Below are 15,170 nucleotides of genomic sequence, written 5' to 3' on the forward strand. Positions count from 1 at the left end.
TTAACAGAGAGATAATGAAGTCATCTGCTTTCTTCCCTCGAGGTGAGACGAGACCTCGAATCGAGTCCCTACGTCCCGGATCGATAACGGGAATAATTGACAGCGAAAAACACATTATAAATATATGACTAATGAGTTACACAAAAACGATGACCCGTCGGGCGGAAAGCCCGAGTCGAGCGGTATGGACACGCTCCTCATCGGTATCGACGCCGGTTGTATACCGGTCTTCGAGCGGCTGTCAGAGAAGGATCTCATACCGACTATCGACCGACTCTGTACGGACGGGGTCCGTGCGCCACTCGAATCTCAGATCCCGCCGTGGACGCCGAGCGCTTGGCCATCGATCTACACCGGCGTCAATCCGGGCCAACACGGCGTCGTCGGGTTCGTCGGATACGACGGGTACGACTATCACGTATCGAGCAACGAGGACGTTCACGAACATCCGATCTGGGATCTCCTCGACCGGCACGGTCGCTCGAGCGTCGTCGTCAACGCGCCGGTAACTCATCCGCCGGACGAGTTCGAGGGCGCGGTTATTCCTGGGTTTTTGGGTCCGGAAGATCCGCCGTGTCATCCCGAGGGACTCCTCGATGCGGTTCGCGACGAGATCGGCGAGTACCGAGTCTATCCGAGTTACACTCGCGACGACGAAACGATTTCGGAGGACCAAAAGATCGGCGAGTACCTGAACCTCGTCGAAATGCGCGGGAAGGCGTTTCGATACCTCGCCGACGAGTTTGATCCTGACTTCGGTTTCCTGCAGTTTCAGAAGACGGACACGGTCTTTCACGAATTCGAGGGGGACGAGCCGAAAGTCGACGCCGTTTACGAGGCAACCGACGACCAGATCGCGAAAACGCTCGAGGCGTGCGATCCGGATCGCGTCTTCCTCGTGAGCGATCACGGTATGGGACCCTACGACGGCTACGAGTTCAAGATCAACGAGTTCCTCCGCGACGAAGGGTACATCGAGACGACGACGGGTGGAAAAGGAATGCCATCGTGGACGCCGATGCGACGGCGTCTCCGCGAGGGAGAGGAGGTCGAGACCTGGGAACCGGGAGCGACCGCACGCGCGGCGTCAGTCGCCGCCCAGTTCGGCGTCACCGCAAACCGTGTCAGGGAAGCGCTCGAACGCGTCGGCCTCGCAGAAATTGCGATCAAGTACGCGCCGGGCGGCGTCTCTCGAACGGCCAACGAACAGGTCGATTTCGCCGAGTCGAAAGCGTACGTCCGAGCCCGCACCGAACTCGGCGTGCGGATCAATCTCGAGGGGAGAGAACCCGAGGGAGTCGTTTCACCCGAAGCGTACGAAGACGTCCGCGAAGAGTTGATCCAGACCCTTGAGGGGATCGAAACGCCGGATGGCGAGGCGCTTTTCGAAACGGTCGAACCTCGGGAGGAATATTTCCACGGTGATTTCGTCGATCACACGGTCGATATCGTGACGATACCGGCAGATTTCGAGCACGCCATTTCAGAGCAATTGGGAGGCGACAGCTATTTTGGTCCGGCAGAGCCCTGGAACCACAAGATCGACGGCATTTTCGCCGCGGCGGGGGATGGAATCGACGAGGAAGCGTCGATCGACCGAGCACACCTGTATGACGTTGCACCGACGGTGCTGGCTGCCATGGGTGTTCCACACAGTGACCGAATGGACGGTGACATCGTGCCGGTTGTCGATTCGATCGATCCTGTCACGTACCCGGCGTACGCGAAAACGGGTAGCGAGAGCCAACCCGGGGCGGACGACGATGTGACCGAGCGACTCGCTGATCTCGGGTATATGAACTAGCTCGGCCTCCGTTCCTCCGATTTTGATCAGTGAAACAGTGTTAATCGCTCTATAGATATGCCCAACCGATGGAGAGGCCGAACCAGACAGGGATCTCAATGGGATTCATTTCAGAAGTTCACGTCGTTCACGACAACCTTCTGTTAGTGCCAACGATAAAACGACATCCCGAGATCACGATTAAGTACAAGTATAATACCGTGATCGATGGTGCGGAGATGTACTTCGTCTCCATCTTTGCCGAGGACTATTCGGCAGTCGAGGAAACGATGGAAACGGACGAAACGATTTCGGACCCCACCTGTGTTGCAACGTTCGAAAACCGAGCGATCTATCGTGTCACCGCCACCTCGGGACGGAAAATCGTTCCCGATCAGTGCATCAAACGTGGTATCTACGTCTTTTCGATCGTGTGCGGAGAACCGGGTTGGATCGTTCGAATGCACCTCCCGGATCGCGACGCGTTAGCGGATTTCCAACAATATTGTCGGGACAATAACGTCTCGTTCCGGATAACGCAGTTGTACGAGTCGACGGCGTCAGCCGATGAATCGTATCTACTCACCGAACAACAACGTGAGATCCTTTCGATGGCGTACTACGCGGGATACTACAACATTCCGCGCTCGGTGTCCCAGGATTACCTCGCAGACAGACTGGGTATTTCAAACTCGGCCGTGTCACAGCGACTTCGTCGAGCCGTTGCCGAACTGCTCAGCGCGATCCTCGAGGACGACCAAACGCCGCTCCGATACGATTGAAAGTCCGTCCGTCGTCGTCAGACGCCCCTGTCCATTCCCACTCGAGGACAGTATCCTGATCCCTGACCCTCGAATCCACTGCCTTGCTCTCCTCGCACTCGAACCTGCTGATCGAGCAGTATGGGATTCGTCGTCGGAACGAACCCGATCACGAGAGTTGACAGCCAAAACATTGGTCAGCATTATCAGATGAGTAACGCTAGATCGAAGGCAGTGCCGGGTGAGAAACGCGGGATTAATTATCGGATTTTAACTCGATAAACTGTTTCGCCCAGCAGGACTATCGGATAGATTTGTTTAACTATCAAGGTGTTCTTACTTAAAGACTGGATATCCGAATCCATAGATACTGGAGCCCAACATCACTCTTGTAAAAGTGAACATCAATGTCGAAACGAAGCGGTACGCAAAATACGACTCACGAAATATCCACTAATCCCACCTCATCACACACTGATACACAGGAGTTTGCTGGGCGGGGAATCGAATCGGAGCAACAGACTACCCAAAGCTCGAGCAAGTCTAGACGGTCGTTCCTTCGCGGGAGTGCCGTCGCTGGCATCTCGAGTCTCGGACTGCTCACGGCGACGAGCGGATCCGCGACCGCGTTCCACGAGGGCTATAACAACGTCATAAACGTCGTCGACGCCGGGGCGGATCCAACTGGGGAGGAGTCGATTACGCCCGTCCTCGAAAGTATTCAAACGGACAACACCGCGTTCGAGTTTCCGGAAGGCGAGTACTACATGGACGAGCAGTTACGGCACACGAGGTACGAAAACATCGGCTTTTTCGGACATAACGCGACCCTCGTTCCGGCGAATTATCACGATTTCAACGGACCGCAGTTTCGCATGTTTCGGCTCGGGACCTGGCTCAACCCCGGTAAGCGACTTCGATTCGAAGGATTTGATATCGATCAGACCGCCCCTGAAACCGGCATTCGAGTCATCGGAGCAAACGTTACCGATCACCTCGAGGTTCGCGACATCACCGTCAACGGCACGCACGACAGCGGAACGTGGGGGCCGGCGCTGTTCGGAATCACCGATTCGGACGGCGAGGGTATCGTCGAACGCTTCCGCGCACCGGACGGGGGAATCCACTCCGACCGGACGGCCCACGCAGCACACTCGTGGCGCGGTCCGATCGGAATCGAAGCGAACCGAAACGAGGGCCGCCTCGAGTTCAACGATTGCGAACTCGGCGGCTTCCCGAGCAACGGACTGTACGTCTCCGGCGGCAACGGCAAGACCGTCGTCAACGGCGGGACCTTCCGAAACAGCTGTACCGCCAACATTCGACTCGGCGGAGACAACAGCGAAATTAACGATGCGACGATCGTCATCGACGAGACGCCGTCCTACAGCGCCAGTCAACGTGCGATTCGTCTCGAGAACGGTGACGGCATAACCATCGACGGCGTGGACATCTCTATCACGTCACCGAGTCCAACCAGTCACGCCCTCTCTGTGATGAATTCGTGTGACAACCTGCGGTTCGAGAACTCGTCGATCGAGATGCGAGGGGATCGAGTCAATCATGGCATCGTCGTCTCCGGGCAGGCTGGATACACCCACATCTTTGACGTCGATATCGTCCACGAAACGTCCGGCGGCTATCCGATCTGGATCCGAGAGACCAATAACGACGATCGAGTGCTCACCGAACTGATCCACATCTCGGGTCGGGCCGGTGCGGAAGGCGGATTCCGCGACGGCATCCGATGTGAACGTGACAACTGCCGGTTCAGCACCTTCACCGTCGAACAACCCGGTCGCGACGGCGTCGACCGAAACGCGTTCGTCGTGACGGGAGACGATACGGAAGTCTACCGCGGAGAGTTCTACGCGAGTCAGTATCCGTACATCGACCAGGCGGACAACAACAACGTTCGAAACTCCATTATGGACTCGGACGACGGATCGCTCGAGGGAGTGCGCCTCTACTCGAGCGCCTCGAACCCGGTGATTCAGTACAACGAGATCAGAAACGGAATTGACGATCTCGGTGCGTACAACGTTCGGCAGTGGCACAACAGGGATATCGGTGCGTCGCCGTACCTCGCTGGAGCACGGTAACTCCCTCGCTGGAGCACGGTAACTCATACTCCGCAGTCCGTGCGAAAACCACGCTTTGGAACCGGGACCAGGAACCACGCTCGAGTTGGTGTGCCGAGCGGTGTTCGTCGACCATCTCGCCGGACACCATCCCGAGCCGTTCACCGCCGACTCAGTTCGTTACTCGTCGTCGTTCGCGGCGGCTCGAATCGCGTCACGGAACGTGACGACCGTGAGGTCGCGCTCCTCGACCCACTCGAGGGTTTCTCGGATCCGTTCTTGGGTTACTTCCTCCTTGAACGAGTGGGCGCCGATAATTCCGATTCCTTCTTGCCCGGCGACTTGATCGAGTTGCTCCTGAACCGTATCGGGCGTGGTAAACTCGATAAAGTAATCTCGATTCGTATCGAACGGATCGAAGTTGTCCGGGTCGTTGATCATCGATCCGGGGTTCACGTTCGCGATTCCGTCGTAGTACTCTTCGGCGAACTCGATAGCCCAGTCATCGACGACATCGTACGGGGCGAGCAGCGTGTCGACTTCGAATCCCATCGACTCGAGCTCTTGCTGACAATCTCCCAAGAACTCGTGCATGAGATCCTCGGGATAGCGTTCGACCGTCTCACCGGCCGCGAACGATTCGCCGATCGGTTCATCGAACTCGATATACTCTCCGATCTCGTCTTCGGACGATCCGGTAATGGTCCGTCGAACCTGATTTTCGCCGTCGGTAATCTCGAGGTCGAAAACCTGGTGGAAGCCGTGATTCCGAGCTTCGGGATAGATTCGCGTGTCGTCGGGCTCGACAGCTTCGACGAGTTCGAACTCTGCAAGCGCGGTATGGGCAGTCGTGTGGGCCATAATTTCCCACCCGGCATCGGCGAGCTCCTCGAGTTGTTCCTCGGTCATCCAATCGGTCCCGTTGTAGTCCTCTCGACCGACCCACTCGGTGACGATTCCGGCGCTGGCAGGTGCGTCGAACTCCTGGTGGACTGGGAACGCCTGTTCGTAGTCCTCTATCGGTCCGTCGTCGTAGACGAAAACGACAGCTCCCCCGTCGATATCCGGCACGTCTTCGTGCTCATCTTCGGACTCGTTTCCGTCGGTATCGTCCGCAGAGCCGTCGTCACTCGTCTCTCCATCTGAGTCATCTCCGTCCGAATCATCTCCATCCAACAGTCCGGTACAGCCCGCCGTCATCGTGACCGTACCCAACCCGACTGCGCCGAGAAAGCGGCGTCGGTTCGATTCTGAATCCATTTGCTCGCTCGAAACGTCGGTCCACCCACACCTACTTATATACTTATTAACGGACAGATCTTCGCTCGAGAAGCCGTGGTGTTTGCTGGCGATCCTGATCGTCGTTCGCTGGTTCACGTGCCGACATCGACTGTTTCGAGACAACCATTCGACCAATCACTGCGAGACGCGTTCACATCCGTACGTGGTATTTTGCGCCATTTCAGGCCTTTATGACGGGTATAATAAGGGACGGCCGATTCTTCCGTCGACGTATATCGTGTCAGTATCGGATCAAGGGTGGGTAGTGGAGACGTCCGATCGGAACAGTCTCCAGCGGGTGGACCTGTGAACAGAACGCTAGCGAGCGGCGTGTTCTCCGTCATCAGCGCAAAGGTGATCGTCCTCGGTATTACGGCGATTTCGACGCCGCTTCTGTACAGGCTCCTCGGCGTCTCGGGGTTCGGTGAGTACTCGTTTCTCATGTCGGTCTTTGCGATCTATATGATCTTCGTGAGCGCGGGGGTTACGGACGGGGTCCGTAAATTCCTGGCCGAGGACCGAACCGAGCGCAATTGGAGCGAACACGTCGTCGGCTTCTACTTCCGGTTAGCCGTTTTTCTTGCCGCTCTGGGAGCGATACTGCTCTTTTTGGCGGTTCAACTGGGCCTCGTCGGCGTCGCGTTCGGCGACGAGCTCTCGATTTACTTCTACGCGCTCGCACTGCTCGTGATCACCGCACAGTTTCGCGACTTCGCCAGAAAAACGCTCATGGGCTTCGGACTCGAACGTTACTCCGAACCGCTGAAAATACTCGATACGGTCGGGTTCGTCGTCATCGCGATCCCGTTCGTCTATTTCGGTTTCGGTGTCTTCGGAGCGTTGGCAGGCCACCTATTCGCAAGTTCACTCATCGCCGTCACCGGGTTGGTACTCGTTCACCGGCGCGTCCCGCTCTCCTGTGTTTTCACCCGACCGAACTCTGGGTTTCCGACGAAGAAGATGCTGACGTTCAACTCGATGACGATCGCGCTCATCTTCCTCTTGATGTCGCTGTATCACATCGATATCGTGATGCTCCAACGGTACACCGATAGCGCTGCGGTCGGAAACTATCGGGCGGCGCTCACGCTGGCGGAGTTCCTCTGGTTCGTTCCGCTGGCGCTCCAAACGGTCTTCGTTCACTCGACCTCCGAACTCTGGTCTCAAAATAGGCGGCAACAAATATCGAGTCTCGCCTCCAAAACGACGCGATTTACGTTCCTGCTGACCGCCGTTATGGCGGTCGGCCTCGGAGCGCTGGCGGACGTCGCCGTCCCTATTTACTTCGGGTCCGAGGCGATACCGGCGATCACGCCGCTCCTGTTGTTACTCCCCGGCGCACTCGGATTCGCACTGGCGCGTCCGGTACTCGCGGTCTCGCAGGGGAACGGGCAACTCCGATACCCCGTCGGAGCAACGGCCGCGGCGGCGCTGATCAACGTCGTCTTGAACTTCCTCCTGATTCCACGCTACGGGATGCACGGTGCGGCCGTCGCGACGAGCGTCGGATACGGATCGATGTTCGTCTTCCACTGTGCCAGCGCTCGAGCCATCGGTTTCGATCCGCTCGCCGATGCGCGACTCGGTCGGTCGGCGTTGACGACCGTCCTCGCCGCGTTCCCCATTTTCGGACTCTCTTCCGTGATCGCGAACCCCTGGTTCGCACTCCTGATCGTGCCGCCGGTTGGGCTCGCAATATTCGTCAGTTTCGCGCTTCTCGTGGGTGCGATGGACCCCGAAGAGCCCTTCGAGGTGTTGCGTGCATTCCCTGATCCTATTGGCTCGGCGGCCGAAACAGCCCACCGGCGATTCGAGCGGCTGGGAATCACCGGCTTGCCGACGAACTGGTTACAGAGCCTGCTCTTTCTGTTCGGGTTATCCCTGCTCGTTACCGGCCTGCTCCTCGGGTTATTCGGATCCGGTGTGGGAAGCCTGAATTTGTGGTGAGACGACCGTTCGACACCGTGGGCTACTCTTCCGAACGGTCCCACCTACCCGGAAACCACACTTCGAACCGGGCGTTCCGCAGCGGAACCTCGAGAAGTGTATGAGAAGTGTGTGAGAAGTGAACGGAGAAAATAGCTGACTCGATAACCGATCCGGTCCGCAGTCCGTACAGAGGCGTTACCGATACTGTTTCTCGAGGTGTTCGCTCTCGGCCATGTCGAACACCATCGCGAACAACAACAACGTGACGCCGAGTCCGAAGACCAGGAAACTCGCAGATCCGTTCACGAGGAGCGATCCGCCCCGAAGTACGGCGTCGAGAACCGCCCAGAGTATCCCAGCGACCCCCGCGGCGGCCGTTCCCGCGCCGAACAGGTAGAACAACGCGAGCGGGTGAAAGTCCGTGACGAGGTGTTTCGTTTTCAACCGCCACAGGAAGTTCCCCAACAACATCAGCGACACCTTCGGAATGTACGTCGAATACTCGATGCTCGACTCCTCGTCACCGTAGACCGCCGGCATCGAGACGTCGGCGACGCGCATCTCGCTCGCGTTGAGTTTTACCAGCAGATCGTTACAGTAGCCGTAATACTCGTATAAGTTCTCGAGGTCGATCGCCTCGAGCGCATCGTTGGAGATCGCGGTGTAGCCGTTCTGGGGGTCCATGGTCTTCCAGTACCCCGAGGCGACCTTCGTCAGAAACGTCAACATCGCGTTGCCGATGAACCGAAACCGCGGCATCGCCGACCGGTACTCGCGGTTGAGCAATCGATTCCCTTTCGTGTAATCGGCGGTTCCCTCTACGATCGGATCGAGGAGCCGTTGCATCTGCGAGAGGTCCATCTGGCCGTCCGCATCGACGGTGACCGTCGCGGTTACACCGTCCTCGAGCGCGGCGAGGTACCCGGTCTTGATCGCTCCGCCAGCACCCATGTTCTCCCGGTGTTGGATCGGAACGACGCGGCCGATCGACTCGTGAACGGTCGCTCGTTCCGCCAACGCGCCGGAACCGCCGTCGGCACGGAGGTGGTCGCTTCCGGGCGATTGATGCACGCCGCCGGTATCGCGGTTCGCTCGAGCCGCTCGATCCGCACGAGCGGCCTCGAGAATCTCGTCCCAGGTTCCGTCGGTCGAGCGATCGTCGATAACGTAGATTCGATCGACGTACGCGGGCATCTCGCGGATGACATCGCCGACAAACCCTTCCTCGTTGTACGCGGGCATCACGATTCCGACTGACGCCTCTCGGTACATCAGCGCCCTCCGAAAAGGTCGGTGGCGAGGTTTGCCCCCAGGTCACTCGACACAGCGCGGCTGTCGGAACTAGCACCGCCCCCGAGTCCAGCGCCGCTGTGGTCCCCGTGCGAATCGACACAGCCACTCTCGAGGTCGTCGGTGTAACGGCTGTCGCGTCGTTTGCGGAAACGGCCAGCCGGCGGCACGGGGGAAGCTCGATTCATTGATCCTCTCGAAGTTCGGTCGCGGTGACGACATCGATGTCCTGGTCGTCGATATGCTCGAGGAGGTCTTCGAACGTGTCGATTTCCATTCCGTCGTCGCCCAGTTCTTCGAACCGAAGCACCGCGAGCTGGCTGTGTTCGGCGGCGTAATCGACGTACTGTTTCGTCACGTCACCCTCGGAGCCGGGGATGACGCCGATGTTGTGCGGGTCCGTAAGCGGCAGTGCGTTCGGGCTCCCTCCGTAGCGAAACGCCTGTTCGTGGTGCTCACGAACGGCATCGATCGTATTTGGTCCGAGTATGTTACCCGGGACAACGAAGTGCTCTGCGCCGTCGTCGAACCCACGGCTCTCGAGGTATGACTTCGTCTGTTCGATCGCTCGCTCCTGTTCGTCCGCTTCGAAGTCGGGCAGTCGCTGTGAACCCGTTTGCGGTCGAGCGATCATCTCCCATCCGGCGTCGTGTAACTCCTGTAACAACCCGTACGTGAGTCGATTCGTTTCCCCAACAGCGTCGGGTATAACAGCTTCGACGCCCGCAAAGTCGTGTTCTTGCATCGGCTCGAGCGCCTCCGAATGGTGGCTCTCGAGCGTGCCGTCGAACAGCAACATGACCTTCCCCCGATCCGGCCGCGACACGGATCGTATATCGTCTATTTCGCACTCGATGGCTCCGTCTTCTCCGCCGCGACGGCGAACCGCGATCCGGATCTCCTGAACCGAACTAAGGTCTGTGTGCGAATCGAGTCCGGTGGTTCCGAGGTCGACTCGGACCCACCGGTCGGCAGGTCCGATCAGCGTCCGCGTGAACGAGTGAACGCTGTTCGAATCCGGCGCGAACAACTCGACCGTCAAGTGGAGTTGCTCGCGATTAGCGTACTTCACCGCGAGCGAGAGGTTTTGCTCGCTCAGGTCGAGTCCGCCGGAGAAGGTGGAGTATATCCCAGCGAACTCAGTTCCCTCGTCCGCGGTGAGACGAGCCGATTGTGACCCCGCGTACGGATCATCCGTCGTCGCCTCGAGCTCCCCACCGTCGAGTAACGATACCCAGCCGTCGAGGTCGTCGAAGTCTTCGACGGTCTCACCGGGCAAGTGATCGAGTTCGTCCGCTTCGGTCTCGCCGTCTTCATTATTGCCATCGTCATCATCGTCGTTCCCACCGTTATCAGAGTCGTCCGACTGGAACGGGAGCGACTCACGCACCTCTGAAACACACCCTGCGAGTCCCGCCGTCGCCACAACGGCGGTCGTCGTTATGAAGGATCGTCGGTTTCTGTTCGTCATCAACGGAAGGAACGGCTCAGTCACCCTTTCTTATCCGGATACTAAGCGTACCTGACCGGAAACTAGTGTATCGGACGGAACGGGGCCCAGACGCCGTTATAAAGGATATAATTGGAAAAATACGCTGGATATGATATCGGAAAGAACTATTGTTTGGTTTCGGTGAAACAGTTGTACTCTGTCCATTCACGACTCCAATACTTTCATTTTCAGTTACCGTTTATATATGTAAATCCCCCCTCTGGTAACGAGTCATTGCGATGCAAGGAGATTCACAATCACGTTCGCTTGGCAGAAGATCGTATATTAAAGGCTGTCTCGTCGGTGTTGGTTCGACACTGGCAATCGCAGGTGTCGGGTCGGCCCAACAAACCGAAGAACAGTATGAAACTGTCGTCGATGTCGTCGACGCCGGTGCGGATCCAACCGGAGAAACGTCGATCACTCCCGTCCTCCGCGAGCACGTAGGCAATGACACTCTCCTTCGATTCCCCGAAGGGAGATACGCGATGGATTCCCAGCTTCGTTTCACCGGATTCGACAACGTCGGGTTCGTAGGTGACGATGCGACCATCGTCCCGGCGAACTATCACGAGTTCGACGGACCGCAGTATCGACTGTTCCGCATGGGAACGAGTTCGGATCCCGGGCGAAACCTTCGCTTCGAAGGGTTCGACATCGACCAGACTGCAGACGAAACGGGCATTCGCGTTCTGAACGCCGAAGTCGAGGACGGACTGTACGTTCGAAACGTCGTTGTCCACGGCTCTCACGATTCCGGAACGTGGGGTCCTGGTTTGTTTAATATTACCGATCCTGACGGAGAAGGATACGTCGATTGTTTCAAAGCGCCCGATGGTGGCGTCCACGTTGACGACACGCCGAACACGGGGAACATGTGGAAAGGGCCGACCGGTATTCACACCAACACCAACCATCACGGGACGCTGATTTTCGAAAACTGTGTTCTCGGCGGTTTCCCGGGTAACGGTTTGTACGCCTCCAGCGAGAACGGACAAGTGGGGGTCGATGGTGGTTGGTTCGCAAACAGTAGCACCGCTTCGATCCGTCTCAGTGGTTCACACGGAGCAGTCAGGAACGCGACGATCGTCGTTGACGAGAATCCAAACCACGCGCCCGGCCAGCACGGAATCAGACTCGATCGAGGGGACACGTTCGACATCGACAATGTCACCATTTATGCAGTCGAGCCGAACGGCGAGGCGATTCGAGTGATGGACGACGTTGACAATGTGGATATCGAAAACACCGACGTGTACGTCGGATCGGGAGACAGTTCTGGCATCCGTCTCGACCGAGGAATGGGAACAGCCAGCTTCACCGATGTCAACGTCGAAATCGACGGGAGCGCCTACGCGTTTCGTTTGCTCGGCGAAGACGCAGGTGAGGTCTCACTTCAAAACGTCGCCGTCACCGGTGACGCGAGCGGAAACCCGATTCAACACGCCATCTACTGCGAGCGAAACAACTGCGAATTCGAGGAGCTTTCCGTCGAACAAACTGGAGGAAGCGGCCGAGGCGGACTGTTCCTCAGCGGCTCGGGATACCTCGTCGCCGACAGCGAGTTCGAGACGTCGAACACGTCGATCGCTCTCAACGGTGCGGACGATGTCACCATAGAAGACACGGGGGCGCAGTCCACCAACGGTAACTCCGTCCTCATCAACAGCAACTCCGGCTCCGTGCAACTCGATGATAACGCGTTCCCCGATGGCGTTCGGGACGATCGGTGATCTAACGAGGAAAGCGGTCCGCATCCGAACGGGGGTTAGCAGTGACATAATAATCCGTTGGGGGACGGAATAATCGACGAAATGACCCGCGTTAGCGTAATTATCCCCACGTACAACAGAGCGAAGACTCTCCCTCGTGCGATCGACAGCGCGCTCGACCAGACCGTCGAAGACCTCGAGGTAGTCGTCGTCGACGACGGGTCGACCGACGAAACGAATTCGGTACTTGCGGAATACGACGATCCCCGGGTTCGGCCGGTCGTACACGCGACGAACCAGGGAGCGAACGCCGCACGTAACACCGGTATCGAACACGCGCGAGGCACCTACGTCGCTTTTCTTGACTCCGACGATACGTGGCTTCCCGAGAAACTCGAACGACAGCTAGCGACACTCGATGGCCGTTCGAGCGACTGGGTCGGCGCTTACTGTGATTCGGCGTTCGAGTTATCCGGCGCGGACGGCCGACTTCGGAGTACAGCCGCGACCGCACTCGCCGCTGGCGGCGAAACGCCAACGACCGAAGGAGACGACGAGTTGATCGGCGAGATTTTCGCGGACAACGTCCAACCGGGTGCTGGATCGACGCTGCTCGTTCGGACGAAAGTCGCGGACGATATCGGCGGGTTCACCGAAGATCTCGATCGATTTCAAGATCCGGAGTTCTGTATCCGGGTTCTCAAGGAGGGCAAACTCGCCTACGTCGACGAGCCGCTGGTCGTCCGTGAAGAGACCGGTCATCCACCGGCGAGCGTCGTCAAAGAGGCAAGCCGCCAGTACCTCTCGATGCACGAAGAGAGCGTCGAACACTTCGAGGAGCGAGGGTATGAGATCCGCTCGAGTCACGAACTCGTCATCGCCAAACGGTACTTTGCCGATGGAAAGCCCCTCCGCGGACTTTGGCACCTTCGAACAGCCAATGCCTCACCGCGGAAATACCCTGGACTTTGTTGGGCCGCCGGATCCGGTATTCGACATCGACCCGTTCCGATTGCGACGGCAGTCGGTTTCGTCTTGCTCGCGGCCGTATTCGTTCGGACGATGATCGGCCGCCGACTGTTCCAGTAGTCGACAGCACTGTCGCGAACCGCTATCGCGTTTCGTCGTTCTCCATCGGCCGGGTTACCATCGTGGTTGACGACGATGGCAATACACCGTGATCGAGGCGAACAGCCACCGAACCCCGAGGCGATTCAGGGGCGCGGACCCCTTTATATGCGGAGCAGGCGCAATACCACGTCGTTTACGGCGTGGATACGCGCCGTCACTTGATAACTCCAACCACCGAGACCAGAACGGCTGGATATTCCACCCCTTTCAATCCAAACGTTTACAATAAAAGCGAGTATAAGTGATTATACGAGTGTTTCAACGATGCTGGAAGTCCACCGCACTCACCGAGCGAAAATTCTCAACCACGTACAGGTAGAGGAACCGCTCGACAGACACGGGTGGTCAGCCAGCAAACTATGGAACGTTGCGAACTACCACTCCCGAGAAGTTTGGGAGGACACGGGCGAGATTCCTGACCACGTCGACCTCAAAGACGAGTTAAAAGGCCACACCAAATACAAGGGGCTGCACTCGCAGTCCAGTTCGTTCGAGACGGCGAAGCCGTCTCGTGATGCCAAAAATCTACGATTTTTGAGCACAGCGCGTTCTGGAGGAACTCGCTGAATCCTTCAACTCGTGGTACGGTAAGAGGAAGTCAGACAGTCGAGCGAATCCGCCCGGCTACCGCAAGAAAAACTACTACGATTCGGAAGGTCGTCGCGTCCACGAAGAACACCCACGTAGCACGGTGACATGGAAGCAAAACGGCATCCGGCACGACACCAAAAATAACCGTGTTCGCCTCTCGAAAGGCGCGAACCACAAGGAACATCCGAAAGCGTGGGAATACATCCTTGTCGAGTACGAAGCGTGCCCTGGCGTAACGGTCGAGAACCTGCAACAGGTTCGTGCTGTCTACGACAGTGCGAAGGGGCGATGGGAACTGCACCTCGTCTGCAAAGACGAAATCGAGACACCCACCGAACCCGGCACTGAGACAGCAGGTATCGACCTCGGCATCTGTAACTTCGCCGCCGTTGCGTACAGCACCGAAGAGGCCGACTTGTATCCCGGCAATCGGCTGAAACAGGACGGGTATTTCTTCCCGAAAGAAATCGCTAACTGCGACGATTCAGACGGCTCTGAGGCCACTCGGCTGCATCACAAGTGGTCGGAGCGCCGCACTCACTTCTTCCACTCCCTCGCCAAGCATATCGTGGAGAAGTGTATTGAACGTGGCGTAGGGCGAATCAACATCGGGAAACTCTCTGGTGTCCGAGAGGATGAGAACGGCAAGTCGAAAAACTGGGGTCGGCATGGAAACCTCGACTTGCACGGGTGGGCGTTTGACCGATTCACGTCGATTCTCACCTACAAGGCGAAGGTCGAGAGTATCGAAGTCGTAGAGGTGTCCGAGCGCGACACGAGTAAGACGTGTTGCGTGTGTGGTAGGGAAGATGATAGTCAGCGTGTTGAACGCGGCTTGTACGTGTGCGAGGAGTGTGATGCGGCGTTCAACGCTGATGTGAATGGGGCGGAGAATATCCGTCTCGGTTTAAATCAAAGTAACTCCGAGTCTGCACCCAGTTTGGGTGGGGATAGGAGTACCGGCTGGTTGGCACAGCCAGCGGTCTACCTTCATGACTTGTCCTGCGGATTCCAACCGCAGGCACAAGTGGTAGACTGCAAACCCTAATATCCCAACTGCGGTCGGGATTCCTCCGCGTTCACGCGGAGGAGGATGTCAATCAATGGCGAGTTCGACAG

General features: G+C 57.7%; 9 protein-coding genes and 1 pseudogene. 7 read left to right on the forward strand and 3 right to left on the reverse strand.

Annotation, left to right across the window (positions count from 1 at the left end; translation table 11 throughout):
• Positions 1-124: 124 nt before the first annotated feature.
• From ACZ5C7_RS18205 to ACZ5C7_RS18215, 3 genes are all read left to right on the forward strand, one after another.
• The gene (locus tag ACZ5C7_RS18205; protein WP_464377690.1) at positions 125-1,804 is read left to right on the forward strand and encodes an alkaline phosphatase family protein; all 1,680 of its coding nucleotides are present in this window, start codon (positions 125-127) and stop codon (positions 1,802-1,804) included.
• A 98-nt stretch (positions 1,805-1,902) separates the two neighbouring features.
• Positions 1,903-2,565: a helix-turn-helix domain-containing protein gene (locus tag ACZ5C7_RS18210; RefSeq protein WP_464378472.1), complete on the forward strand. Its 663-nt coding sequence runs from the start codon at positions 1,903-1,905 to the stop codon at positions 2,563-2,565.
• 386 nt (positions 2,566-2,951) lie between these two features.
• Positions 2,952-4,646, forward strand: a complete 1,695-nt coding sequence (locus ACZ5C7_RS18215; RefSeq protein WP_464377691.1) for a right-handed parallel beta-helix repeat-containing protein — start codon at positions 2,952-2,954, stop codon at positions 4,644-4,646.
• A gap of 159 nt (positions 4,647-4,805) precedes the next feature.
• Here the strand turns inward: ACZ5C7_RS18215 and ACZ5C7_RS18220 are convergent, their stop codons facing one another.
• The gene (locus ACZ5C7_RS18220) at positions 4,806-5,885 is read right to left on the reverse strand and encodes a polysaccharide deacetylase family protein (RefSeq protein ID WP_464377692.1); all 1,080 of its coding nucleotides are present in this window, start codon (positions 5,883-5,885) and stop codon (positions 4,806-4,808) included.
• 327 nt (positions 5,886-6,212) lie between these two features.
• On the opposite strand from ACZ5C7_RS18220, the gene ACZ5C7_RS18225 reads away from it, so the two are divergent.
• Positions 6,213-7,853: an oligosaccharide flippase family protein gene (locus ACZ5C7_RS18225; RefSeq protein ID WP_464377693.1), complete on the forward strand. Its 1,641-nt coding sequence runs from the start codon at positions 6,213-6,215 to the stop codon at positions 7,851-7,853.
• Between the two features lie 177 nt (positions 7,854-8,030).
• On the opposite strand, the gene ACZ5C7_RS18230 is transcribed toward ACZ5C7_RS18225, so the two are convergent.
• Both ACZ5C7_RS18230 and ACZ5C7_RS18235 read right to left on the reverse strand, forming a co-directional pair.
• A complete protein-coding gene (locus ACZ5C7_RS18230; RefSeq protein WP_464377694.1) occupies positions 8,031-9,107 on the reverse strand; it encodes a glycosyltransferase family 2 protein in 1,077 nt (358 codons plus the stop codon).
• A gap of 202 nt (positions 9,108-9,309) precedes the next feature.
• Complete coding sequence (locus ACZ5C7_RS18235; RefSeq protein WP_464377695.1) at positions 9,310-10,596, reverse strand: polysaccharide deacetylase family protein; 1,287 nt, start codon at positions 10,594-10,596, stop codon at positions 9,310-9,312.
• A 260-nt stretch (positions 10,597-10,856) separates the two neighbouring features.
• Here ACZ5C7_RS18235 and ACZ5C7_RS18240 point away from each other — a divergent pair, with 260 nt between their 5' ends.
• From ACZ5C7_RS18240 to ACZ5C7_RS18250, 3 genes and pseudogenes are all read left to right on the forward strand, one after another.
• Positions 10,857-12,350: a hypothetical protein gene (locus ACZ5C7_RS18240; RefSeq protein WP_464377696.1), complete on the forward strand. Its 1,494-nt coding sequence runs from the start codon at positions 10,857-10,859 to the stop codon at positions 12,348-12,350.
• An 81-nt stretch (positions 12,351-12,431) separates the two neighbouring features.
• Positions 12,432-13,418, forward strand: a complete 987-nt coding sequence (locus tag ACZ5C7_RS18245; RefSeq protein WP_464377697.1) for a glycosyltransferase family 2 protein — start codon at positions 12,432-12,434, stop codon at positions 13,416-13,418.
• A gap of 306 nt (positions 13,419-13,724) precedes the next feature.
• Positions 13,725-15,099: pseudogene (locus tag ACZ5C7_RS18250) on the forward strand (RNA-guided endonuclease InsQ/TnpB family protein).
• Positions 15,100-15,170: the final 71 nt, after the last annotated feature.

This window comes from Halostagnicola alkaliphila, assembly GCF_055379965.1.

Coding starts and splice junctions, on each gene's coding strand:
- ACZ5C7_RS18205 (WP_464377690.1), top strand. CDS start 125: ATGACTAATGAGTTACACAAAAACGATGACCCGTCGGGCGGAAAGCCC.
- ACZ5C7_RS18210 (WP_464378472.1), top strand. CDS start 1,903: ATGGGATTCATTTCAGAAGTTCACGTCGTTCACGACAACCTTCTGTTA.
- ACZ5C7_RS18215 (WP_464377691.1), top strand. CDS start 2,952: ATGTCGAAACGAAGCGGTACGCAAAATACGACTCACGAAATATCCACT.
- ACZ5C7_RS18220 (WP_464377692.1), bottom strand. CDS start 5,885: ATGGATTCAGAATCGAACCGACGCCGCTTTCTCGGCGCAGTCGGGTTG.
- ACZ5C7_RS18230 (WP_464377694.1), bottom strand. CDS start 9,107: ATGTACCGAGAGGCGTCAGTCGGAATCGTGATGCCCGCGTACAACGAG.
- ACZ5C7_RS18235 (WP_464377695.1), bottom strand. CDS start 10,596: ATGACGAACAGAAACCGACGATCCTTCATAACGACGACCGCCGTTGTG.
- ACZ5C7_RS18240 (WP_464377696.1), top strand. CDS start 10,857: ATGCAAGGAGATTCACAATCACGTTCGCTTGGCAGAAGATCGTATATT.
- ACZ5C7_RS18245 (WP_464377697.1), top strand. CDS start 12,432: ATGACCCGCGTTAGCGTAATTATCCCCACGTACAACAGAGCGAAGACT.